The sequence below is a fragment of the Mesorhizobium sp. M0106 genome (assembly GCF_040322715.1).
Classification (GTDB): domain Bacteria; phylum Pseudomonadota; class Alphaproteobacteria; order Rhizobiales; family Rhizobiaceae; genus Mesorhizobium.
This window is the reverse complement of sequence record NZ_JAMYUA010000002.1, coordinates 253,578-277,450: the sequence shown is the minus strand read 5'-3', so window position 1 is coordinate 277,450 and position 23,873 is coordinate 253,578. Positions and strand designations below refer to the sequence as shown.

Here is a 23,873-nt window from a genome sequence, read left to right as displayed (position 1 = left end):
GCGGCCCTGTGGCTGCCCGTTTGTTTTTTGCGCCCTGCGGTATCCCGCAAGCGCCCACCAGATCAGAAGAGAGGCACCATGGCCAATACCTCCTCGGCCAAAAAGGCAACGCGCAAGATCGCCCGTCGCGCAGCGATCAACAAGAACCGCCGCTCCCGCGTCCGGACCTACATCCGCCAGGTCGAAGAGGCGCTCGCGGCTGGCGACAAGGCGGCCGCACAGGCTGCCTTCAAGGTGGCCGAGCCGGAATTGATGCGCGCCGCGACCAAGGGCGTGGTGCACAAGAACACGGCATCGCGCAAGGTGTCGCGGTTGGCCCAACGGGTCAAGGTGCTGTCGGCCTAATATACCTTTTCCTGAACTGCGCTTCTTCAAACCCGGCCAATCGCGCCGGGTTTTTTTCGTTTGCCGGCAAGTACTTAAAAGAAAGCCCGCAAAATGGCGCTCCGGGTGCATTTCAAAGTTCGAAATGCTTTGCCGGCATATACATGCCCGCTGATATTCGGAGCCTTCGAAACTGCCAATGCGAAAATTTCCGAGCGTCACAGATTACCTTTTCTTTTCAGAAGCTTACCGATGGTGATCCACAGCTTGTTCACATCAGCTGCGGCCGATAGGCGACAATTGGCTGTCAAGTGAATTATTTCAGAAAATTTCGCGTTGTGTGGCCTTTTTCATATTCGCCGGAAAAGGGTTTGAATCACAATGGCTTTGTCAAAATCAACTGTTGCAGCATGGCGTTCGAAACGTCCCTTGCTAGTCAGATTCCTTAAAAATCCGTTAGGGGTGGCCTTGCCCTATCCACAGCGATTTCGGTAATGTCTGTCCATCGAAGGGACGGGCCCTTGGCCCTTGACCAGCCTGAAACCGGCCAGCTCAAATTGGCAGAGTTTACACCGCGGATTCAACTCCGCGGACGGGGTTGGTTTGTCTTTTCGATACGGTAGGGGACTGGCGTAATTGTACATGGCAGGTCGACGGTGCGCCGGCGGTTTTTCGCCGGACGGCATTTTGTTGCCCTGACATGACCAAAGCGGATCGGCTCTTCGGCGCCGGACCGACAACGAGGCGATTCATCAGCCGGCGGCGGCGATGGTGTCGCAGCGAAGACACGGTCGCCGGAAACATGGATGCAGGAGGCGCATCCCCGGCGGAAAACAGGTACAAGAGACAAGGAACTCGATCATGCAGAGCGGCGGCATCGAAAGGGAGCTTACAGGCGACCTCCCATTTCCTGGAACGTTAATCGGAAGGAACGACATGGCGGCTTCCAATGAAGCTGAACAGAAGTTCGATCGGGTCAAGGCCCAGTTGAAGGCGCGTCTGGGAACCGAGGTCTATTCGAGCTGGTTCGGGCGCATGAAGGTCGCTGAATCCTCTAAGGGCATTGTCCGCATCTCAGTGCCAACCGCATTCCTGCGTTCATGGATCAACGGCCACTATCTCGATCTCATCACCGAGTTGTGGAAGCACGAGGATCCGGAGATCCTCAAGATCGAGATCGTGGTTCGCACCGCCACACGGCAGGGCCGCAACAGCGTCGAGCCAGAAGTGGCCCCGGCGCGCAAGATGACCAGGCAGACGCAAACCGCGCTCTCTGCGGGCACGGCGAGCCCCAGCAGGGTCGAACGGGTCCCGGTACCCCGCCCGGGGATGCCGGCAGAAACCGAGTTCCGGCACAATGTTCTCGGTTCGCCACTCGATCCACGCTATACTTTCACCTCCTTCATCGAAGGACCATCGAACCGAGTGGCTTTTGCCGCCGCCAAGGCGGTCGCGGAATCGCAGTCGAGCGCGGTGCGTTTCAATCCGCTCTTTCTTCACGCGACGGTCGGGCTGGGCAAAACGCACCTGTTGCAGGCGATCGCCGCAGAATCGCTGAAGCAGAATCCGAAATCGCGGGTCGTCTATCTGACGGCTGAGTATTTCATGTGGCGGTTCGCCACCGCGATCCGCGACAACAACGCACTGACGCTGAAAGAACAGCTGCGCGACATCGACCTCCTCATCATCGACGACATGCAGTTCCTGCAGGGCAAGTCGATCCAGCACGAATTCTGCCATTTGATCAACATGCTGCTCGACAGCGCCAAGCAAGTGGTGGTCGCTGCCGACCGGCCGCCGTCGGAATTGGAGTCGCTGGAGCCACGCGTCCGCTCGCGCCTCAACGGCGGCGTCGCGCTGGAAATGTCAGCCCCGGATTTCGCCATGCGTATCGGTATGCTCAAGCTCAGGCTTGCCACCGCCAAGCTCGATGATGCGTCGCTCGATATTTCCGAAGAGATCCTCAACCACGTCGCCCGCACTGTGACCGGCAGCGGACGCGAGCTCGAAGGTGCCTTCAACCAGCTTTTGTTTCGCCAATCCTTTGAACCGCAGATCACCATCGACCGCATCGACGAGATCCTTGGCCACATCTATCGTTCGGGCGAACCCAAGCGGGTGCGTATCGAGGACATCCAGCGCATCGTCGCGCGCCACTACAACGTGTCGAAGACCGAACTTCTGTCCAACCGGCGCACACGCACCATCGTCAAGCCACGGCAGGTCGCCATGTATCTGTCGAAGGTGATGACGCCGCGCTCGCTGCCGGAGATCGGGCGGCGGTTCGGCGGTCGTGACCATACGACCGTGCTGCATGCGGTGCGCAAGATCGAGGATCTTTCCGGTGCCGACAACACACTGGCGCAGGAACTCGAATTGCTGAGAAGGCTGATCAACGACCAGGCCTGACGGCCCGAAAAACGCCGGCTCGCGGACTCCGGCCTTTTTATCCCCAGAAAGCCCGTGCAGCCGGTCCGAACCGGTGGCGCGGGCTTGCGTTTGCCGGGTTTTTCCTGTCAGTTTACGCAGATTCTGAGCCTGTTCAGACCTTTCGCGGGGCGCCGCTTGCCGGAGACCCGTTCATTCATTCAAGCGAGCCTGTTTCGTCATGCGTGTTATCCTGGAACGGTCAAATCTCCTGAAGTCGCTCAACCATGTTCACCGCGTGGTCGAGCGGCGCAATACCATTCCGATCCTGTCGAACGTGCTGCTTAGCGCCGAGGGGGCCAGCCTTGAAATGAAGGCGACCGACCTCGACCTGGAGGTGACCGAAGCAACGCCGGCAAAGGTCGAACGTGGCGGGGCGACGACGGTCCCGGCACATCTGCTCTACGACATCGTGCGCAAGCTTGCCGACGGCGCGGAGGTGGCGCTGAAGACCGACGAAGACGGCAACGCCATGACGGTGACGTCGGGGCGCTCGAGCTTCCGCCTGCAATGCCTGCCGCAGTCCGACTTTCCCGAGCTTTCAGCCGGGTCGTTCTCGCATATTTTCCGGCTCGATTCCGTCGGACTAAAGGGCCTCATCGAAAAGACCCAGTTCGCCATCTCGACCGAGGAGACGCGCTATTATCTGAACGGCATTTATCTGCACACGCACGAGGCCGGCGGCAAGCTGAAGCTGCGCTCTGTCGCGACCGACGGCCACCGGCTGGCGCGCGCCGAGATCGATGCGCCCGCAGGCTCTGAGGGCATGCCTGGCGTCATAATCCCGCGAAAGACGGTCAGCGAGCTGCAAAAGCTGGTCGACGATCCCGATGTTGCAGTCACCACCGAGTTGTCCGACACCAAGATCCGTTTCACCATCGGCAGCGTTATCTTGACCTCCAAGCTGATCGACGGCACTTTCCCGGACTACCAGCGCGTCATTCCGACCGGCAACGACAAGAAGCTGATTATCGATCGCCAGAGTTTCGCCGCTGCCGTCGATCGCGTTTCGACCATTTCGTCCGAACGCGGCCGGGCGGTGAAGCTTTCGATCGCCGAAGGGCAGGTCACGCTTGCGGTCAACAACCCGGATTCGGGTAGTGCCACCGAGGAACTGGCGGCCGACTATTCGTCCGATCCGATCGAAATCGGCTTCAACGCCAAATACCTGCTCGACGTTGCCGCGCAACTGACCGGCACGGAGGCGAAGTTCATGCTGGCGGATGCCGGTTCCCCGACGCTGATCCACGACATGGCCGACGAGACCGCGCTCTACGTGCTGATGCCGATGCGGGTGTAGGGCCCGAACGGGGCCATCTTGCTGTCGTGACCAGATCTGCAAAACCGCAGCAGACGTACATAAGTAAGCTCACACTTACGAATTTCCGCAACTATGCGGCGTTGGCAATCGACCTTGATCCCGGTGCTGTGGTTTTCTCCGGCGACAATGGCGCCGGCAAGACCAATCTGCTTGAAGCGATCTCGCTGCTCACGCCGGGCCGCGGCCTGCGCCGCGCACCCTATTCCGAGGTGGCGCGCGAAGGCGGCGACGGTGGCTTTGCGCTGCATGCCCGGCTTGACGGGCCGGAAGGCCAGGTCGAGATCGGTACCGGAATATCGGGCAGCGACGGCGAAGCCGGCCGGCGGGTGCGGATCAACGGCGCGACGGCACGCTCAGCCGAAGACATGCTGGAATGGCTGCGCGTGGTCTGGCTGACACCGGCCATGGACGGCCTGTTCCCCGGGCCGGCTGCCGACCGCCGGCGCTTCCTAGACCGGCTGGTGCTGGCGATCGATCCTGGCCACGGCCAGCGCGCGCTTGACTACGAAAAGGCAATGCGCGGCCGCAACAGACTGCTCGCCGACGGTTCACGCGACGGTGCCTGGTTCGATGCGATCGAGATGCAAATGGCCGAGACCGGCGTGGCGATTGCCGCGGCGCGTGCCGAACTGGTGCGCCTGCTCGCCGCCATGATCGACCGGCTGCCCGGCGACGGACCGTTTCCGCAAGCCGACATCGGCATCTCTGGCGAACTGGAAGGCGAACTCGGTATTTTGCCGGCCGTCGACGTAGAGGAACGGTTCCGTCGTGCGCTTGCCCAGGGGCGCGACCGCGACCGCACCGCCGGACGCACGCTCGACGGCCCGCACCGTTCCGACCTCGTGGTGCGCCACCGGCCCAAGGCGATGCCGGCCGAGCTCTGTTCGACCGGCGAGCAGAAGGCGCTGCTGGTCGGCATTGTCTTGTCGCATGCGCGGCTAACCGGCGAGATGTCGGGCATGACACCGATCCTGCTGCTCGACGAGATCGCCGCCCATCTCGACGGCGGTCGACGGGCGGCCTTGTTCTCGATCCTGGAGGAACTAAACTGCCAGGCCTTCATGACCGGGACCGATGCCGCGTTGTTTGACAGCCTCAAGGGACGCGCGCAATTCCTGATCGTCGATCACGGCACGGTCAGGCCGACCATTTGAACTTGGTTCATGGCGCACTTCTGAGCGGCATGCATTGATACCTGACAAGCTTTTTCCTCCGCTATATGGTCCGGCGATGATCACAGCCGCCCTCACCGATGAAGAGCTCGAACGCTACGCCCGCCACATCGTGCTGCCCGAGATCGGCGGCGCCGGCCAGCAGCGGCTGAAGCGGGCGCGGGTGCTCGTCATTGGCGCCGGCGGATTGGGAGCGCCGGTGCTCGAATATCTCGCCGCCGCAGGGATTGGCACTCTCGGTATCGTCGACGACGACATCGTTTCGCTTTCCAACCTGCAACGACAAGTGATCCACGCCACGGGCGATGTCGGGGTGGCGAAAACCGACAGCGCCAGAGCGGCGATCATCCGCATCAATCCAAACGTCGTCGTGGAAGAGCACAATTTCAGGCTGACCGTGGACAACGCCCCTACCCTCATTGCCCGTTATGACATCGTCGTTGACGGCTCCGACAATTTCGAGACACGCTACGCGGTGGCCGACGCCTGCGCCGCGGAAAGCCGGCCGCTCGTGCATGCCGCCGTTGGCCGCTTCGACGGCTCGGTCACCGTACTGAAGCCATTCGAAACCGGCGCGGACGGCAAGTTGAACCCAAGCTACCGCGATCTCTTTCCCGAGGCGCCGCCGCCGGGACTGGTGCCATCCTGCGCGGTGGCCGGCATTGTCGGCGCGTTGACCGGGGTCATCGGCACGCTGCAAGCCATGGAAGCGATCAAGCTGATCACCGGGATTGGCGAGCCGCTGGTCGGACGACTGCTGCTCTACGATGCGCTGGCGGCACGCTTCGACACGATCCGCTACAAGCGAACCAGCCCGTGAGCCTGCCCGCCGACGTTTCCATCGTGCAGCTTGCGGCCGATTTCGACCGTTGGGACGAGGTGCTGGCGCTGGTCATGCGCGCCTTCGCCTTTATGGACGGGGTTATTGACCCGCCGTCCTCGGCGCATCGGCTCACCGTTGAAAATCTCAGGGCTAGAGCGCTGGAAGAGACAGCATTCCTGGCGCTGAAGGAAACGAGATCGTCGGTTGCGTCTTCATCCTGAAGCGTGCAGACGACCTCTATATTGGAAAGCTCGCGGTCGAGCCGACGCTTCAGGGACAAGGCGTCGGAAAACAGCTGATGCAGGCCGTCGAAGATCTTGCCCGCAGCCGCAACAGGACCGCCATCGAGCTCCAGACCCGGGTCGAACTGACTGGAAACCACGCTGCCTTCGCCCGCCTCGGCTTTCGCGAAACCGAACGGACAGCGCACAAAGGTTACGACCGGCCGACCTCAATCACCATGCGCAAGGTGCTTTTGTAAGCAAACGCTAACTAAAAGCGAGCCGGCAGCTGCCCCGACCAGAATTCGCTGGCCGGTCACGCCCGCAGCGGCAGCACGCGGTCGGGCGGGCGATGACCATCGAAGAAGGCGCGGATGTTGATGATTACCTTCTCGCCCATGTCGATACGGCCTTCGAGCGTCGCCGAGCCCATATGCGGCAACAGCACGACCTTGCCTTTGTGGGCAAGTTTCAGCAGCTTGCTGTTCAGCGCCGGCTCGTGCTCGTAGACGTCGAGGCCGGCGCCGGCGATCTTGCCGTCATGGATGAGCTTGACCAGCGATTCCTCATCGATGATATCGCCGCGCGCGGTATTGACTATGTAAGCTGACGGTTGCAGAAGCGCCAGCCGCCGCGCCGAAAGCAGGTGGAAGGTTGCCGGTGTCGATGGACAATTGACCGAGATAATGTCCATGCGGGCGAGCATCTGGTCAAGGCTTTCCCAATACGTGGCTTCCAACTCGTCCTCGATTGCCGGCAGTACGCGGTGGCGGTTGTGGTAGTGGATCGAGAGGCCAAACGCCTTGGCGCGCCTGGCGACAGCGGTGCCGATGCGACCCATGCCGACAATGCCGAGCCGTTTGCCCCAGATGCGCCGGCCGAGCATCCAGGTCGGCGACCAGCCCGCCCATTTCTTATCGCCGGTCAGCACGTTGGCGCCTTCAGCCAGCCGCCGCGGTACGGCCAGCATCAGCGCCATGGTCATGTCGGCCGTATCTTCGGTCAACACGTTCGGCGTGTTGGTGACGGTGATGCCTTTCTTGGCCGCTGCCGCAACGTCGATCTTGTCGACGCCATTGCCGAAGTTGGCGATCAGCTTGAGGTTGTCGCCGGCCTGGGCAATCAGCGCCGCGTCGATATTGTCGGTCACAGTCGGCACCAGCACGTCGGCCTCCTTGACCGCCGCCACCAGTTCCGGCTGCGTCATCGGCCTGTCCTCCACATTCAAGCGGGCGTCGAACAACTCGCGCATGCGGGTCTCGACTACGTCGGGCAACTTGCGCGTGATGACGACGAGGGGCTTCTTTTTGCCTGTCATTGTTTCCTCGAACCCGATCTCGTTGAGACCTCTTTAACCAAGAACGGCGAAACTGAGAGCCGATCGCGGTACCGGTCATCCATGTAACAAGCGGTTCCGCCGAAGACAAAGAAAAATGGGCGCGAAGGCCGATGGGCGGGCGCCGAAAGGAACGAAAGTGTCTGGTTTCGCGTCGCTCCGCCTGACCCTCAGTGCAGCATTCCTCGGCGCTCTCATCCATAGCCCACTGGTGATGGCGCAAAGTGCCGCCGCACCCGCCCAGAGCGTCACGCTCGGACCAAGCGGCTTGCCGCTGCCGCGCTTCGTCAGCCTGAAATCCGGCCGTGTCAACTCGCGCGTTGGGCCGGGCGTCAATTATTCCGTCGACTGGATGTATATGAAGCCAGGCCTGCCGATGGAGATCATCCAGGAGTTCGATACGTGGCGCCGTGTGCGTGATGCCGACGGCTCGGAAGGCTGGATCAATCAGTCGCTGCTTTCGGGCCGTCGCACGGCGATCGTCGCCCCCTGGCAGCGCGGCAAGGACGCTCGCGTCAACCTCCTTGACGACCCGGCAAAAGATGCAGGCGTCATCGCGATCCTCGAACCGGGGGTGATGGGCACAATCAAGTCCTGCGATGGCCAATGGTGCGAAATGACCTTCGACGGCCATACCGGCTGGCTCGCACAGTCGCTCGTCTGGGGTGCCTATCCCGGCGAAAAGGTCAAGAACTGACCTTTCCGAACCGGAGGTCAGGCCAGCGCTGCAAGCACCGGATCCGGCATTTGTTTCGCTGATCTTCGGTTCGGGGATGGTTTAGCGGCCGATGCGGCCGAGATGGGTATCCTGGAAACTGCTCGACAGCTTCAAACCATAGCCCAGAGCGCGGTCGATGGCGATGTGGGCGATCCAGATCAGCGCGACAGCTATCGCCATTGCATTGTCAAAGACGCTGCCGACAAGCGCCAGCAGAACGGGCAAGATCAGTATGTGCAAGGCGCGTTGTAGGCGACGGCCCCGACGCGCGGCCCGGCCATGTAACCCAGCATCGACAGGTCGGGCGCCAGAATGAGCACGGCAAACAGCCACCAGGAAACACCGGCGATTGCATAGAAGACAATAGCCGCCACCGCGACGGCGACCCATTCGAGCCGGAGCGTCAAATCCAGGAATTTCATAAGGCGCCGGTCAGTCGCAGCGTTTCGGACGCAGTCTCACCACGATATCGACATTGGCGATCTCCATGCCCTCCGGCGGTTCCGGCAGGTTGGAAACCGTCACCGGGCCGCTGTCGATATCGAAGATCCTGTTTTCGCCCTCGATATAGAAATGATGGTGATCGGAGGTGTTGGTGTCGAAATAAGTCTTCGATCCCTCGACGGCAAGGATGCGGAGAAGACCGGCCTGGGTAAACTGGTGCAGAGCATTGTAGACGGTGGCCAGAGACACCGGCACGCCGGCGGCAAGCGCCTCCTCGTGCAGTTCCTCGGCCGAAAGATGGCGGTCGCCCTTGGCGAAAAGCAGATCGGCCAGCGCGATGCGCTGGCGTGTCGGCCTCAGACCGGCCTCGCGAACGCGCTTGTCCACAGCGACATTATCCTTCCGGCAACCCAGATCCATCTATCCGTCGCGCTCACAGTTCCGCCTCAGACAGGTCCAAAATGGCAGAAATTGAGCATCTGCCGAAACCGGACGTGTCCTGACATATATTCTGTCGACCGAATGCGATCAATAGCGCGCATTGACCCGGGCAGACGGGCAGGTTAAGCGCAAGCGCCGGTTTCCGGCCTGAAACAGATTGTGTTAGGAAACCACCGACAAGGGCGCCTATCGCCCGGGACGATCACGGGGACGAGATTGATGGCGGGTTCGAAATCCAGCTACGGTTACGAGGAATTGCTTGCCTGCGCCCGCGGCGAGCTGTTCGGACCGGGAAATGCGCAGCTGCCCTATCCGCCGATGCTGATGTTCGACCGCATCACCGAGATCAGCGAGACCGGCGGTGCGTTCGACAAGGGTTTCATCCGCGCGGAATTCGATATCAAGCCGGATTTGTGGTTTTTCGCCTGCCATTTCATCGGTAATCCGATCATGCCAGGATGCCTAGGCCTGGACGCCATGTGGCAGTTGACGGGGTTCTATCTCGGATGGCTCGGTGAACCCGGCAAGGGGATGGCGCTGTCGACCGGTGAGGTGAGGTTCAAAGGCATGGTCACGCCTTCGGTCAAGAAGGTGGAGTATGGCGTCGACTTCAAGCGAGTGATGCGCGGTCGGCTTGTGCTTGGCATCGCCGATGGCTGGCTGAAGGCAGATGGCGAGCCCATATACGCGGCAACGGATCTGAAGGTCGGTCTGTCCAAGCAATCGGCCGCCGTCTGAACGAAGACCCTACAGTACGACGTCTTGGACGTCTGATGAACGCTGTAGCACTTTTAATTTTGCGCATGGTTCCATTCCGGAAATTGATTTCAGGTTCGGGGTCCGCGCTGGAAGGAGTTGCGAATGAGACGGGTCGTAGTCACAGGTCTCGGCATCGTGTCGTCGATAGGCAACAATGCCAACGAGGTGCAGACCTCGCTGCACGATGCCAGATCCGGCATCAGCTTCTCCGACTCTTTCGCCGAGCATGGCTTCCGTTGCCGGGTGTGGGGTGCGCCGACGCTGGACCCATCGGGCATGATCGACCGTCGCGCCATGCGCTTCCTGTCGCAGGGTGCTGCCTGGAACCATGTCGCAATGGACCAGGCGATCGCAGACGCCGGCCTCGACGAGGCCGACATCACCAACGAGCGCACCGGTATCGTGATGGGCTCCGGCGGACCGTCGACCCGTGCAATCGTCGAGGCGGCCGAGACCACGGTCAAAAACGGCAGCCCCAAGCGGATCGGGCCGTTCGCAGTGCCAAAAGCGATGTCGTCGACCGCGTCGGCGACGCTTGCCACCTGGTTCAAGATCCACGGCGTCAACTATTCGATCTCATCGGCCTGCTCGACGTCTGCGCATTGCATCGGCAATGGCTACGAGCTGATCCAGTGGGGCAAGCAGGACATCGTCTTCGCCGGCGGCCATGAGGATCTCGACTGGACGATGTCGGATCTCTTCGATGCCATGGGCGCCATGTCGTCCAAGTTCAACGACAGGGCATCGGTCGCCTCACGCGCCTACGACGTCGATCGCGACGGTTTCGTCATTGCCGGCGGCGCCGGCGTGCTGATTCTTGAAGAGCTCGAGCATGCCAAGGCACGCGGCGCCAAGATCTATGCCGAGATCGTCGGCTATGGCGCGACATCGGACGGCTACGACATGGTGGCGCCGTCGGGCGAAGGCGCGGCGCGCTGCATGAAGCAGGCGCTCGCAACGGTGTCCTCGCCGGTCGACTACATCAATACGCACGGCACCTCGACGCCGGTCGGCGACTCCAAGGAAATGGGCGCCATCCGCGAGGTGTTCGGCGAGAAGATGCCTTTCATCACGTCGACCAAATCGCTAACCGGCCATTCTCTGGGCGCCGCCGGCGTGCAGGAATCGATCTACTCGATCCTGATGATGCAAGGCGGCTTCATCGGCGAGAGCGCCCACATTGAGAACCTCGATCCGGAATTCGAGGGCATGCCGATCGTGCGCAAGCGCATCGACGATGCAAGGATCGACACCGTTTTGTCCAATTCGTTCGGTTTCGGTGGCACCAACGCAACGCTGATTTTCCAGCGCTATTCCGCATAAGGATTTGCCGACCATGGACGGATTGATGAAGGGCAAGCGCGGGCTTGTCATGGGTGTTGCCAACGATCATTCGATCGCCTGGGGTATCGCCCGCAAACTGTCCGAACATGGCGCGGACCTCGCCTTCACCTATCAGGGCGAGGCCTTCGGGCGCCGGGTCAAGCCGCTCGCCGAGAAATTGGGCGCATCCCTGGTGGTGCCTTGCGACGTCGAGGACAGCGTGTCGGTCGCCGCGACTTTCGAGACTTTGGGGAAGGCGTGGGGCGGGCTGGATTTCGTCGTCCATGCCATCGGCTTTTCGGACAAGAACGAGCTGAAAGGCCTCTACGCCGACACGAGCCGCGACAACTTCATCCGCACCATGGTGATCTCCTGCTACTCCTTCACCGAGATCGCCCGTCACGCCGCCACATTGATGAAGGATAGCGGTTCGATGATCACGCTGACCTATGCCGGCTCGGTCCGTGTCATGCCGAACTACAACGTTATGGGTGTCGCTAAGGCGGGGCTGGAGGCCAGCGTCCGCTATCTCGCCAACGACTACGGCCCGCGCGGCATCAGGGTGAACGGCATATCGGCGGGACCGGTACGGACGCTTGCGGGCGCCGGGATTTCCGACGCACGCCACATGTTCTCCTACCAGCAGCGCAACTCGCCGCTACGCCGTACAGTGACGATCGACGAAGTCGGCGGCTCCGCGCTCTATTTGCTGTCCGACCTGTCCTCCGGCGTCACCGGCGAAATCCACTATGTCGATTCCGGCTATCACATCGTTTCCATGCCGACGCTTGACGAATTGAAGCAGACCGACGGCGGGCGGGAATAGCGCGAGCGACGTATCGCGGGCTTGCCCCGCAGGATTTCAGCGTCGCGCCGATAAGACCTTGAACATGCCGTCGCGGGCGAGCTCCGCATTGCTGGAGAAGGCGGCCGCCAGCACCGGTTCGTAGGGAAGCTGACGGTTTGCCACCATGAACAGCCGGCCGCCGGGCTTCAGCGCCTTGCCTGCCGCGCGGATCATGCCGGCACCGATTTCCGGCTCAGTCGCCCGGCTGCGGTGAAAGGGCGGGTTCATGACGACCACGTCGTAGCGGCGCTCGACCGGTTCGCTCAAAAGATCTATCCAGAAGAAATGTGGCTCCACGCCTGTGTTGCCGACATTGGCCTTGGCCGCCTCCAGCGCCTCGAAATCCGCTTCGTAAAGGTCAAGCGCCGATATGCCGAGTGAGCGGGCGGCGACTTCGGCGGCGACATAGCCCCAACCGGCACAGAAATCCGCAACGCTGCCACGCAGATCGTTGGGCAGATTTTCGACCAGCAGCTTCGATCCGGCATCGATCTTGTCGAAGGAAAACATGCCTGGGGCCGTGCGGAAGCGGTCCTCGACCACCAAGTCCGGATTGGCGGCGCGAAGCGTTGCCGCGGCAACGGTATCGGCCGGCCGGCGAAACCAGAAGGCAATGCCGTGATGCTTCGGCAGGTGGTCTTCGAGCGGCACAAGGGCGCCGACATGCTTGCGCAGGCTGGCGATTCCATCGTCCTTGCTGCCGGCGACGACGATCAACCCGCCTGGTGCTGCGCGTTCGACCGCTTCGGCAACGCGCAACTCGTTTTGGCCGCGATGGCGGCCAGCGAGCACAAATGCCGCGTCGAAAGCCTCGCCTTCGACCTGCGGCGTGACCGTGAAGCCGGACGCCTGCAAGGCGCGAAAGTGCGGCCTGAAGCCTTGGACAAGATGAAGCTTGGCATCAGACCCTTCCGGCAAGCGAAAGCCGGGCTCGGCACCGAGAAAGAGTATGCGTTCATCCTTTCGTGGCAGGGAAACAGCACCGGCCTCGAACGGATGGAAAAGCGTTTTCAGCGGCTCGGCGGACATTCACCACTCTTGAACTGCAAGGCTGTTGTTGAAACGCAAACGGGCGCGACCTTCCGGCGCGCCCGCTTCGATTGCATAGTTAGATCAGCTTAGGCGGCGTTTTCTTCGCCTTCGCTCTTCTTGTCGCGCACGATCTCCTTGCCGGTGGCCTGGTCGACGACCTTCATCGACAGGCGGACCTTGCCGCGCTCGTCGAAGCCCATCAGCTTGACCCAGACCTTGTCGCCTTCCTTGACCACATCGGAGGTCTTGGCGACACGATCATTGGCGAGCTGCGAGATGTGGACGAGACCGTCACGCGGACCGAAGAAATTGACGAAAGCGCCGAAGTCGGCGGTCTTGACGACCGTGCCTTCGTAGATTTCACCGACTTCCGGCTCGGCGACGATGGTGTGTATCCACTTCTTCGCCGCCTCGATCTCCTTGGCGTTGGCCGAAGCGATCTTGACCGTGCCGTCGTCCTCGATGTTGATCTTGGCGCCGGTCTTTTCGACGATCTCGCGGATGACCTTGCCGCCCGAGCCGATCACGTCGCGGATCTTGTCGGTCGGGATGTGCATGACCTCAATGCGCGGCGCGAACTCGCCGAGCTCGGCACGTGCGCCGGACAGCGCGTGGGCCATTTCGCCGAGAATGTGCTGACGGCCATCCTTGGCCTGGTCGAGGGCGATCTTCATGATCTCCTCGGTGATGCCCTCGATCTTGATGTCCATCTGCAGCGAGGTGATGCCGTAGGCGGTGCCGGCAACCTTGAAGTCCATGTCGCCGAGGTGGTCCTCGTCGCCAAGAATGTCGGAGAGCACGGCGAAGCGCCCGCCTTCCTTGATCAGGCCCATTGCAATACCGGCGACCGGCTTGGCCAGCGGCACGCCCGCGTCCATCAGAGCCAGCGAGGTGCCGCAGACGGTAGCCATCGACGACGAGCCGTTGGACTCGGTGATCTCCGAAACGACGCGCAACGTATAGGGGAACTGGTCGGCGGTCGGAAGCATCGGCCGGATGGCGCGCCAGGCGAGCTTGCCATGGCCGATTTCGCGGCGGCCCGGCGAACCCATGCGGCCGGTTTCACCGACCGAATAGGGAGGGAAGTTGTAGTGCAGGAGGAACTTCTCCTTGTACATGCCGGTCAACGAATCGACATACTGCTCGTCCTCGCCGGTGCCGAGCGTGGCGACGACCAATGCCTGGGTCTCGCCGCGAGTGAACAGCGCCGAGCCGTGCGTGCGCGGCAGGACGCCGACTTCCGAGACGATCTTGCGGACCGTCTTCAGGTCGCGGCCGTCGATGCGCGAGCCGGTGTCGAGGATGTTCCAGCGCACGACCTTGGCCTGGAGTTCCTTGAACACGGTGCCGATCTGTTCGGACGTGTATTTGGCCTCTTCGCCTTCTGCCGGCGCGAACGCGGCCTTGACCTTCGCCTTGACGGCGTCGACGGCGGCATAGCGCTTTTGCTTGTCGGTGATCTTGTAGGCGTCGCGAAGCTCGCCTTCGACGATCTTGAGCATCTCGGCTTCAAGTGCGGAATAGTCCGGCGCGGTGAAGTCGCGCGGGTCCTTTGCCGCGACTTCAGCCAGCTTGATGATCGCGTCGATCACCGGCTGGAAGCCCCTGTGGCCGAACATGACGGCGCCGAGCATAAGGTCCTCGCCGAGTTCCTTGGCTTCGGACTCGACCATCAGCACGGCGTCGGCGGTGCCGGCGACGACCAGGTCGAGCTTCGATTCCTGCATCTCGTCGACATGCGGGTTGAGCACATATTCGCCGTTGATGTAGCCGACGCGGGCGCCGCCAACCGGGCCCATGAACGGCACGCCGGACAAGGTCAGGGCGGCGGAGGTGGCGACGATCGACAGGATGTCCGGGTCATTTTCGAGATCGTGCTGGACGACGGTGACGACGATCTGGGTGTCGTTCTTGTAGCCTTCGGCGAAGAGCGGCCGGATCGGGCGGTCGATCAGGCGGGAAACCAGCGTTTCCTTCTCGCTCGGACGGCCTTCACGCTTGAAATAGCCACCCGGGATCTTGCCGGCCGCGTAAGTCTTCTCCTGGTAGTTGACCGTCAGCGGGAAGAAATCGAGGCCGGGTTTCGGCTCTTTCATCGAGACGACGGTGGCGAGAACCTTGGTTTCGCCGTAGGTGGCCAGCACCGCGCCATCAGCCTGACGTGCGATCTTGCCGGTTTCGAGAATGAGCGGACGGCCGCCCCATTCGATTTCCACTTTGTGGTAATTGAACATGTCTTGTCCTTCGTATGCGGAAAGGGCCGCGCCGTTTCAGCGTGCGCGGATGCCCCTTTCCCTTGGCTTCCTTTCTCGGGCAGCCACGGGCAAGACAACGGGAAGCTCGGCTATTCAGCGCATTTGCCGCACGAGCGTCCTGCAATCCTGCCCCATGACCGTCCATGGGCGGTTTCGAGCGGCCCTCTGCTGTTTCGAAACCGGGTTGGCCAATCGATCCGAGTGGCCTTGCGCGTGAACCCGAAAACCAGGTTTTCGGAAAATATCCTGCGCAAATCTAAACTTCAGAGCGTCCTTTGCGCATCCAAACCGATGCGCGGCGCTCTACTTCCTTCATGGAGCCTTGGATGACCCGATGCTCCAATGCGCGACCGGCGGGCTCTCGAAAGAACCCGCCGGTCAATTCGTCAACGGCGCAGACCGAGCTTCTCGATCAGCGTCTGATAGCGCGCGTCGTCCTTGCGCTTGAGATAATCAAGCAGGCTGCGGCGCTGGGAAACGAGAGCGAGCAGACCACGGCGGGAATGGTTATCCTTCTTGTGGTCCTTGAAATGGTCGGTCAGGTTCTTGATGCGCTCCGAAAGGATGGCCACCTGGACTTCCGGAGACCCGGTATCGCCCTTGGCGGTTGCGAATTCGCCCATCAATTCCTTCTTGCGTTCGGCAGTAATCGACATCGTGTTTTTCCTTGTCTGTTTGAGGAAACGGGACGCCCTCAGCCGGGATGTCGTCCAGCAGGGGCCGGTGCAAGCAACGCGTCAAAGCGCGAGGCTGCGGCGCATATAGTGCAATTCCGACAAAAAGGCCAGCCTAATTCACAAGCCGGCTTTTTGCTGCATAAACGGGCACTTCCGCCTAGTCAGAGCCATTTCTTCCATTTGAAGTACGCAAAGAGCCCGACCGCAACAAGCGCCATGAAGACGAGCGACAGGGGATAGCCGTAATAGGCTTTCAGCTCCGGCATGTTCCAGGGCGAGGTGTCGGGGTCGAAATTCATGCCCCATACGCCGACGAGAAAGGTAAGCGGCATGAAGATCACCGAGACGATCGTCAGATAGCTGATGACGTCGTTGGTGCGCGCCTGGCTGAGCGACAAGTGCATCTCGATCAGGCCGGTCAGCATGTCGCGCTGGGTTTCGACCAGTTCGATCAATCGCAGCGAATGATCGAGCGTGTCGTTCAGGAATATCTTGGTTTCGGCCTTCACATAGGGCACGTCGTTGCGGATCATGGTCGCCAGCGCATCGCGCATCGGCCAAAGCACGCCCTTCAGCACATTGGCATCGCGCCGCAATTCATGAAGCTGCCGCATCTGATGCTTGTGCGCCTGGTTCAGCATCTGGTCCTCAATGCTGTCGACCAATTCGCCGGCAGCCTCGATCGGCGGGAAATAGCTGTCAACGATGGCGTCGATCAAAGCATAGGCGAGATAGTCGGCGCCGCGCGAGCGCAAGCGGTTGGGCACCGAGCTTGCGATCCGCTTGCGCACGGGATCGAACGGGTCGCCTTCGCGCTCCTGGAAGGTGACGACGAAGTTCCTGCCGAAGAAGACGGCGATCTGTTCGTAACGGTGCGCGGTGACGTCGTCGATCATCCTGACGACGACAAAGGCGTGGTCCTCGAAGAAATCCACCTTCGGCCGCTGACCGGTGTTGACGACATCTTCCAGCGCCAGCGGATGCAGGTTGAAAATCCGGCCGATCTCCTCGATCAGCTGGATGTTGGCGAGGCCTGTGCAATCGAGCCAGATAACCGGCCAATTGTGGCAATGGGTGTTGACGTCGTCGATGCTGGCATTGTCGATAGTCTTGAACTTTTCGGGCGAGATCAACGTCAGCCTGAGCTCGGAGCGGCGCGCCGCCGGGTCGGCGATCAGCGTGCCCGGCGAAGCCCCGACCGGCGGCCTCCGTGTTTTGAGCGCCGCTCGTTTGTTGACCGTGTCAGCCTTTGCCATGTGCCCCCTCGAATGCAGCGTCGGTGCCGCGCATCCCTTCGGACGGCAAACGACGCCGTCGCCCTGTTGATTTAGCGCATGATCCTTTCCCAAAATAGAATCCGGTTTGGAGATCATGCGCCGGGCGACAGCTGTTACCCGACAAAGACCCGTTTTGGCTTGAACATGCCTTGCTCGATGGCGCCGATGGCGACCAGCTTGCCGCGCGCGGTGGCGCAGGCCTCCTCCGCTTCTACCGGCGCGTCACGGCCGCGAATGATGACCGGATTGCCGAGGCGGATTTTGGTTGCCGCATCGTCGCTGATCGCGACCTGCGGCAAGCATTCGAGCGCCGCGGCGGTGTCGACCAGAAGTGCATCGATGGCACCGAAGTCGATCGGCGCGTCCGCTGTTTGCGAGCCTTCCTCGCTCTGTTCGCCGAAGCGGGCGGCTTCCAGCTCGGCCAAGGTGACGAAATCTTCCTGCGTGAACGGCTCGACCTCGACCCGCCGCAGCTCGGCGATGTGACCAAAACAGCCAAGGTCGCGCCCCATGTCGCGCGCCAGCGAGCGGACATAGGTGCCCTTGCCGCATTCGACCTCGAAGATGGTGCGATCGGCCATGTGCTCGACCAGATCGAGCCGGCCGATCTCAACCTCGCGTGGCGGAATGTCGATCGTCTCGCCATCGCGGGCAAGGTCGTAGGCGCGCTCGCCGGCGATCTTGATCGCCGAAAATTGCGGCGGCGTCTGCATGATGACGCCGGTATATTTCGAAAGCAGCGCCCGTACGTCGGCTTCCGCCGGACGGCGGTCCGAGCTTTTGGTCGTCGGGCCTTCGAGGTCGTCGGTCGAACGCTCCTCGCCCCAGGCAACCGTGAAGCGGTAGACCTTGGCGCCGTCCTGGACGTATGGCACGGTCTTGGTCGCTTCGCCGAGCGCGATCGGCAACATGCCGGACGCCAGCGGGTCGAGCGTGCCGGCATGGCCGGCTTTTTCCGCCTGGAACAGCCATTTGATCTTGGAGACGGCTTCAGTCGAGCCCATGCCGACCGGCTTGTCCAGTACCAGCCAGCCCGAGATCGGCCGGCCCTTCTTCTTGCCGCGACGCGCCACTATTCGCTGTCCTTCCGGTCGTCTTTGTCTTTGTCGTCGGCGCTGAGATCGCGCGCCACTTCGGGCGAGTGCAGCAATTCGTTGATCTTCTGGAAATTGTCGTAGCTGGTGTCGAGCCGGAAGCGGAATTCCGGCATGTACTTCATCTGCCGCAGCGCGCCGGAGACACGGCCGCGGACGAACTTCGCATGCTTGTTGAGCGCTTCGACCACCACGCCGGCATCCTTGGCGCCAAGCGGCGAGACGAAGGCGGTGGCGATCTTCAGATCGGGCGACATGCGCACTTCCGAGACCGAAACCACCGTGTTCTCGATCAGCGGATCGAGGATCTCGCCGCGCTGCAAGGTCTCGGACAGCGCATGGCGCACCTGCTCGCCGACACGCAGCATGCGCTGGGATGGGCCTGATGTGATTGAACGGGGCATTTTTCTCTATCCTGAAATCGTGGGGCGCGGGATAGGACCGCACCACATGTCTCATATGGTTTGGGCGGCGGTCTTTCGACCACCGCCCGGTCTCGATGGATGCCCGAACTCGAACGTTCGAGCTCAGAGCGTCCTGGTCACCATCTCGACGCGGAAGCACTCGATGACGTCGCCGACGCGCATGTCCTCGTAGTTCTGGAAGGCCATGCCGCATTCCTGGCCGCCCGGAACTTCCGAAACCTCGTCCTTGAAGCGCTTCAGGGTCTTCAGCGTGCCTTCGTGGATGACGACGTTGTCGCGGATCAGGCGCACGCCCGCACCACGCTCGACCTTGCCTTCGGTGACACGGCAGCCGGCGATCTTGCCGACCTTGGTGATGTCGAAGATCTCGAGGATCTCGGCATTGCCGATGAAGGTCTCGCGCCGCTCCGGCGAGAGTAGGCCGGAAAGAGCCGCTTTCACATCATCGACCAGATTGTAGATGATCGAATAGTAGCGGATCTCGATGCCTGCCGCAGCCGCGGCTGCGCGGGCCTGCGCATTGGCGCGAACGTTGAAGCCGATGATCGCAGCCCCCGAAGTTTCCGCCAGCGACACGTCGCTTTCGGTAATGCCGCCAGCCCCCGCATGGACGATGCGGGCGCGCACCTCGTCGGTGCCGAGATTGTCCAGCGCTGCGTTGATCGCCTCGATCGAGCCCTGCACGTCGCCCTTGATGACCAGCGGGAATTCCTTCAGTCCGCTCGTCTGCAACTGCGACATCATCTGTTCAAGCGAGCCGCGCTGGCCGGCATGCCTGGCCACCGCCTTCTCACGCGCCAGACGCTGGCGATATTCGGTGATCTCGCGGGCGCGGGCTTCGTTGTTGACCACGGCGAAGCGGTCGCCGGCCTGCGGCGTACCTTGCAGACCGAGGACTTCCACCGGGATTGCCGGCGGCGCTTCCTTGACCTGCTCGCCGCGATCATCGATGAGCGCGCGTACCCGGCCCCATTCGTTGCCGGCGACGAGAATGTCGCCCGGCATCAACGTGCCGGTCTGCACCAGCACGGTAGCGACTGGGCCGCGGCCCTTGTCGAGCTGGGCTTCGATGACCACGCCTTCGGCGGTGCGGTCCGGATTGGCCTTCAGGTCGAGGATTTCGGCCTGCAGCAGGATCGCTTCGAGCAACTTGTCGAGATTGATGCCCTTGGTCGCCGACACCTCGACATCCAGCACCTCGCCGCCCATGGATTCGACGAACACCTCGTGGCGCAGCAGTTCCGAACGCACCTTCTGCGGGTCGGCGTCATGCTTGTCGATCTTGTTGATCGCCACAATGATCGGAACGCCGGCCGCCTTGGCGTGATTGATCGATTCGATCGTCTGCGGCATGACGCTGTCGTCAGCTGCCACCACGAGGATGGCGATATCGGTCGCCTGGGCACCGCGGGCACGCATCGCCGTGAAGGCGGCATGGCCGGGCGTGTCGATGAAGGTAATCTTGTGACCGTTCTTCTCGACCTGATAGGCGCCGATATGCTGGGTAATGCCGCCGGCCTCGCCGGAGACGACGTTGGCATTGCGGATGGCATCGAGCAACGAGGTCTTGCCGTGATCGACATGGCCCATGATCGTTACCACCGGCGGACGCGGCTGCAGATCCTCGGGACGATCGGCGATGTTGAACAAGCCCTCTTCGATGTCGGACTCGGCGACGCGGCGGACCGTGTGGCCAAATTCGGTGGCGACGAGTTCGGCCGTGTCGGCGTCGATGACGTCACCAGGCTTCAGGATCTGGCCCTGCTTCATGAAGAACTTGACCACGTCGACAGCGCGCTCGGACATGCGCTGCGCTAGCTCCTGGATGGTGATGGTTTCGGGCAGGATCACTTCACGCATGACTTTCTCGCGTGGCTCGTTATGCAACGCGCGCTTGAATTTCTCCTGACGGCGGCGCATCGACGAGAGCGAGCGGGCGCGCGCATCCTCGTCGGAAAGTGCCGAATTCAGCGTCAGCTTGCCGCGGCGGCGGTCTTCCTCGCCCTTCGTCGGTTTGGCCGGACGCGCCACTTCCGGCGTGACCAGACGGCGCACTGGTGCGCCGGCACCGGTCCGCTTCGGTTTGACCTCTTCCTCGTCATCGACTGTTGCCAGTTCGGCGGCGAGCGGCGCACGGCGGCGCGCCTCTTCCTCGGCACGGCGGCGGGATTCGGCCTCGGCTTGCAGCCGTGCCTCTTCCTCGGCCTGACGGCGAGCCGATTCCTCGCGCTCGCGGCGGCGGCGCTCTTCGTCCTCGCTGCGGCGCTTGGCTTCCTCGATGGCGCGCTGGCGATCCTCGACATCGCGGACCTTCGAGCCCTCGAGAGCCCGGCGGCGTGCTTCCATTTCCTGGCGCGACAACTCGTTCAGCACCATGCCGCCGCGTTCGACCGGCGGCGGAGGGGGAGGCGCCTTGGGAGCTTCCTGCACGGCAGGCGCTGCCGCGACCGGCTTCGGCGTGAAGACAGACACAGGCGCTGCCGCCGGCTCCGGCTTGTCGCCGGGCAGCGAGAACTTGCGCTTCTTGGTCTCGACGACCACCGACTTGGTGCGGCCGTGCGAGAAGTTCTGGCGCACCGTGCCCTGTTCCATACCGGGGCGCTTCAGCGTCAAGGTCTTCTTCGGCGTAACACTCAGCGTCTTGTCGTCGCCCGATTTCGTATCGCTCATTCCATATCCTCTGCGGCATCATCTTCGTCAGCAACGGCCGCAAGCATTGCCAGATCGTCCGGGGAACCGCCCCGATATCGGTCGAGCGCAACCATGCGCTTCTGGACCGCCCTGCCCGCGTCTCCCGCGAGAACGGCAGCATGTATCACATTTGTACCCCCCAATGCCAAGCTCAACTCCGCCTCGGAGAAAAGTTTGTAAGCGCGGATCGCAGGCCCGCCGAGGTGGACGGTTGCCCGTCGCGCCTGGCTTATCTTGCGGACGCCATCGTCGGAAGCCTCGGTCGCGTGGAGCACGAAAAGTGCAAGTCCGCCGCGCACGGCGCTCTCGACCTTGGTCGCTCCGAGCGCTATGGCGCCCGCCTTGCGGGCCAGGCCAAGCATGCCCAGAGCGGACCTGGAAAGCAGCGCGTCGACCATGCCGCCAAAATCGGCCGGCACGCTCACCTGCGCCTTAAAAGCACGGGCAAACAGGTTTTTGGCCGCTGCCTTTTCTATATGTAGGCGGTCGGCCGTCACCCAGCAACCGCGGCCGGGCAGGTTTCTCTTGATGTCCGGAACGACGGCCGAATCCGGGCCGACGACGAAACGGATCAGTTCATCCGGTTCGGCTTGCCTGCGGGTGACGATGCAGGTGCGATCGTTCATCTCGTCCAAGGGCGGGTTCGGTGCGATGCGGTTTCACCTCACGCACCGACGGTTTCGTCAGCCGGCACGCCCTCGGCGGCAAGCTCGTCTTCGGTGATCCAGCCAGCCTTCAGGCGAGCGGCCAGGACCATCTGCTCGGCATCGGCGCGTGATACGCCGTGGTTGGCGAGCACACCCGGGAATACCTTCGTCTCGCCGTCCTTGCGTTCCTTCCAACCGGTCAGGTCGTCGGCGGCGTAGCCGGCGAAATCCTCGATCGTCTTCACGCCGTCCTCGCCGAGCGTCACCATCATGGCGGTGGTGATGCCGGGAATCTCGCGCAGCTCGTCCTTGACGCCGAGCGCCTTGCGCTTCTCGTCATGCTCGGCTTCGATCTTCTCCAGATATTCGCGGGCGCGGGTCTGGATTTCCGAAGCCGTGTCCTCGTCGAAGCCGTCGATCGACGCGATTTCGCCGGAGTCGACATACGCGACCTCCTCGACGCTGGTGAAGCCTTCGGAAGCGAGCACCTGGCCGACCATCTCGTCGACGTCGAGGGCTTCCATGAACAGCGACGACCGTTCGACGAATTCCTTCTGGCGGCGTTCGCTCTCTTCCTGCTCGGTCAGGATGTCGATATCCCAGCCGGTGAGCTGCGAGGCAAGACGGACGTTCTGGCCGCGGCGGCCGATGGCCAGCGACAGCTGATCGTCGGGAACGACGACCTCGATGCGCTCGGCATCCTCGTCGAGCACGACCTTGGCGACTTCCGCCGGCTGCAATGCATTGACAATGAAGGACGCCGCCGAAGGCGACCATGGAATGATGTCGATCTTCTCGCCCTGCAATTCACCGACGACCGCCTGGACGCGGCTGCCGCGCATACCGACGCAGGCACCGACCGGATCGATGGAGCTGTCGCGCGAGATGACAGCGATCTTGGCGCGCGAACCCGGATCGCGGGCGACTGACTTGATCTCGATGATGCCGTCGTAGATTTCCGGCACTTCCATGGTGAACAGCTTCGCCATGAACTGCGGATGGGTGCGCGACAGGAAGATCTGCGGGCCGCGCTGTTCGCGGCGCACGTCATAGACATAGGCACGGACGCGATCGCCATACTTGTAGTTTTCGCGCGGAATCAGCTCGTCGCGGCGGATGATCGCTTCGCCGCGGCCGAGATCGACGATGACGTTGCCGTATTCGACGCGCTTGACGGTACCGTTGACGATCTCGCCGATACGGTCCTTGTATTCGTCATATTGCCGGTCGCGCTCGGCCTCGCGCACCTTCTGCACGATGACCTGCTTGGCGGACTGGGCGGCGATGCGGCCAAAATCCATCGGCGGTAGCTGTTCGGCAATGAAATCGCCGAGCTGGGCGTCCGGATTGCGCTCGCGCGCCGAGGAAATGGCAATCTGCGTCGCGTAGTCATCGACCTTCTCGACCACTTCCATCAGCCGCTGCAGCTTCATCTCGCCGGTGTTGGCATTGATGTCGGCGCGGATATTGGTTTCCTGGCCGTAGCGCGAGCGCGCGGCCTTCTGGATCGCATCGGCCATGGCGGCGATGACGATCGACTTGTCGATCGACTTTTCACGCGCGACCGCATCGGCGATCTGCAGCAGTTCAAGCCTGTTGGCGCTTACAACCATCTTCTT

General features: G+C 62.1%; 20 protein-coding genes and 2 pseudogenes. 10 read left to right on the top strand and 12 right to left on the bottom strand.

What is annotated here, in order from left to right; genetic code table 11:
- Positions 1–78: 78 nt before the first annotated feature.
- The 6 genes and pseudogenes from rpsT to NKJ55_RS03050 all read left to right on the top strand — a co-directional run bounded on the left by rpsT (position 79) and on the right by NKJ55_RS03050 (position 6,548).
- Positions 79–345, top strand: coding sequence for a 30S ribosomal protein S20 (gene rpsT, locus NKJ55_RS03075; RefSeq protein WP_023676922.1), 267 nt, complete (start codon positions 79–81; stop codon positions 343–345).
- Between the two features lie 915 nt (positions 346–1,260).
- Positions 1,261–2,733, top strand: coding sequence for a chromosomal replication initiator protein DnaA (dnaA, locus tag NKJ55_RS03070; RefSeq protein WP_023676921.1), 1,473 nt, complete (start codon positions 1,261–1,263; stop codon positions 2,731–2,733).
- A gap of 199 nt (positions 2,734–2,932) precedes the next feature.
- Positions 2,933–4,051, top strand: coding sequence for a DNA polymerase III subunit beta (dnaN, locus tag NKJ55_RS03065; RefSeq protein ID WP_023676920.1), 1,119 nt, complete (start codon positions 2,933–2,935; stop codon positions 4,049–4,051).
- Between the two features lie 26 nt (positions 4,052–4,077).
- On the top strand, positions 4,078–5,226 hold the full coding sequence (gene recF / locus NKJ55_RS03060) for a DNA replication/repair protein RecF (RefSeq protein ID WP_352448612.1): 1,149 nt from the start codon (positions 4,078–4,080) through the stop codon (positions 5,224–5,226).
- Positions 5,227–5,302: 76 nt separating this feature from the next.
- On the top strand, positions 5,303–6,064 hold the full coding sequence (locus tag NKJ55_RS03055; protein ID WP_352448611.1) for a molybdopterin-synthase adenylyltransferase MoeB: 762 nt from the start codon (positions 5,303–5,305) through the stop codon (positions 6,062–6,064).
- A pseudogene (locus tag NKJ55_RS03050) lies at positions 6,061–6,548 on the top strand (GNAT family N-acetyltransferase). Before NKJ55_RS03055 ends, NKJ55_RS03050 begins: the two are co-directional and overlap by 4 nt.
- Positions 6,549–6,604: 56 nt before the next feature.
- On the opposite strand, the gene NKJ55_RS03045 reads toward NKJ55_RS03050, so the two are convergent.
- Positions 6,605–7,606, bottom strand: a complete 1,002-nt coding sequence (locus NKJ55_RS03045) for a 2-hydroxyacid dehydrogenase (RefSeq protein ID WP_352448610.1) — start codon at positions 7,604–7,606, stop codon at positions 6,605–6,607.
- A gap of 157 nt (positions 7,607–7,763) precedes the next feature.
- Between NKJ55_RS03045 and NKJ55_RS03040 the strand changes: the two genes are divergently transcribed.
- Complete coding sequence (locus NKJ55_RS03040) at positions 7,764–8,321, top strand: SH3 domain-containing protein (RefSeq protein WP_023676915.1); 558 nt, start codon at positions 7,764–7,766, stop codon at positions 8,319–8,321.
- Between the two features lie 81 nt (positions 8,322–8,402).
- On the opposite strand, the pseudogene NKJ55_RS03035 reads toward NKJ55_RS03040, so the two are convergent.
- Positions 8,403–8,764: pseudogene (locus NKJ55_RS03035) on the bottom strand (DUF4260 domain-containing protein).
- Positions 8,765–8,774: 10 nt separating this feature from the next.
- Positions 8,775–9,206, bottom strand: coding sequence for an iron response transcriptional regulator IrrA (gene irrA / locus NKJ55_RS03030; RefSeq protein WP_023676913.1), 432 nt, complete (start codon positions 9,204–9,206; stop codon positions 8,775–8,777).
- A 240-nt stretch (positions 9,207–9,446) separates the two neighbouring features.
- Here irrA and fabA point away from each other — a divergent pair, with 240 nt between their 5' ends.
- The 3 genes from fabA (at position 9,447) to fabI (ending at position 12,135) form a co-directional block, all read left to right on the top strand.
- Entirely contained in the window at positions 9,447–9,965 is a 519-nt protein-coding gene (gene fabA, locus NKJ55_RS03025; RefSeq protein ID WP_023676912.1) for a 3-hydroxyacyl-[acyl-carrier-protein] dehydratase FabA, read from the top strand.
- A 123-nt stretch (positions 9,966–10,088) separates the two neighbouring features.
- Complete coding sequence (fabB, locus tag NKJ55_RS03020) at positions 10,089–11,309, top strand: beta-ketoacyl-ACP synthase I (RefSeq protein ID WP_352448609.1); 1,221 nt, start codon at positions 10,089–10,091, stop codon at positions 11,307–11,309.
- A 13-nt stretch (positions 11,310–11,322) separates the two neighbouring features.
- Positions 11,323–12,135, top strand: a complete 813-nt coding sequence (fabI, locus tag NKJ55_RS03015; RefSeq protein ID WP_023676910.1) for an enoyl-ACP reductase FabI — start codon at positions 11,323–11,325, stop codon at positions 12,133–12,135.
- Positions 12,136–12,171: 36 nt separating this feature from the next.
- Here the strand turns inward: fabI and NKJ55_RS03010 are convergent, their stop codons facing one another.
- The 9 genes from NKJ55_RS03010 to nusA form a co-directional block, all read right to left on the bottom strand.
- Positions 12,172–13,185 carry a class I SAM-dependent methyltransferase gene (locus tag NKJ55_RS03010; RefSeq protein ID WP_352448608.1) on the bottom strand — a complete coding sequence of 338 codons (1,014 nt, stop codon included), beginning with the start codon at positions 13,183–13,185 and terminating at the stop codon, positions 12,172–12,174.
- 89 nt (positions 13,186–13,274) lie between these two features.
- Positions 13,275–15,422, bottom strand: a complete 2,148-nt coding sequence (gene pnp, locus NKJ55_RS03005; RefSeq protein WP_352448607.1) for a polyribonucleotide nucleotidyltransferase — start codon at positions 15,420–15,422, stop codon at positions 13,275–13,277.
- Positions 15,423–15,829: 407 nt separating this feature from the next.
- Positions 15,830–16,141, bottom strand: coding sequence for a 30S ribosomal protein S15 (rpsO, locus tag NKJ55_RS03000; RefSeq protein WP_280940423.1), 312 nt, complete (start codon positions 16,139–16,141; stop codon positions 15,830–15,832).
- A gap of 140 nt (positions 16,142–16,281) precedes the next feature.
- The gene (corA, locus tag NKJ55_RS02995; RefSeq protein ID WP_352448606.1) at positions 16,282–17,376 is read right to left on the bottom strand and encodes a magnesium/cobalt transporter CorA; all 1,095 of its coding nucleotides are present in this window, start codon (positions 17,374–17,376) and stop codon (positions 16,282–16,284) included.
- A gap of 134 nt (positions 17,377–17,510) precedes the next feature.
- Complete coding sequence (gene truB, locus NKJ55_RS02990; protein ID WP_352448605.1) at positions 17,511–18,470, bottom strand: tRNA pseudouridine(55) synthase TruB; 960 nt, start codon at positions 18,468–18,470, stop codon at positions 17,511–17,513.
- Entirely contained in the window at positions 18,470–18,895 is a 426-nt protein-coding gene (rbfA, locus tag NKJ55_RS02985) for a 30S ribosome-binding factor RbfA (RefSeq protein ID WP_352448604.1), read from the bottom strand. Before rbfA ends, truB begins: the two co-directional genes overlap by 1 nt.
- 123 nt (positions 18,896–19,018) lie before the next feature.
- Positions 19,019–21,586 (bottom strand): translation initiation factor IF-2, encoded by a 2,568-nt coding sequence (gene infB / locus NKJ55_RS02980; protein WP_352448603.1) that lies wholly within the window; start codon positions 21,584–21,586, stop codon positions 19,019–19,021.
- Complete coding sequence (locus NKJ55_RS02975) at positions 21,583–22,233, bottom strand: RNA-binding protein (protein WP_352448602.1); 651 nt, start codon at positions 22,231–22,233, stop codon at positions 21,583–21,585. The genes infB and NKJ55_RS02975 overlap by 4 nt, the downstream gene beginning before the upstream one ends.
- Positions 22,234–22,271: 38 nt before the next feature.
- On the bottom strand, positions 22,272–23,867 hold the full coding sequence (nusA, locus tag NKJ55_RS02970) for a transcription termination factor NusA (RefSeq protein ID WP_023676901.1): 1,596 nt from the start codon (positions 23,865–23,867) through the stop codon (positions 22,272–22,274).
- Positions 23,868–23,873 lie beyond the last annotated feature (6 nt).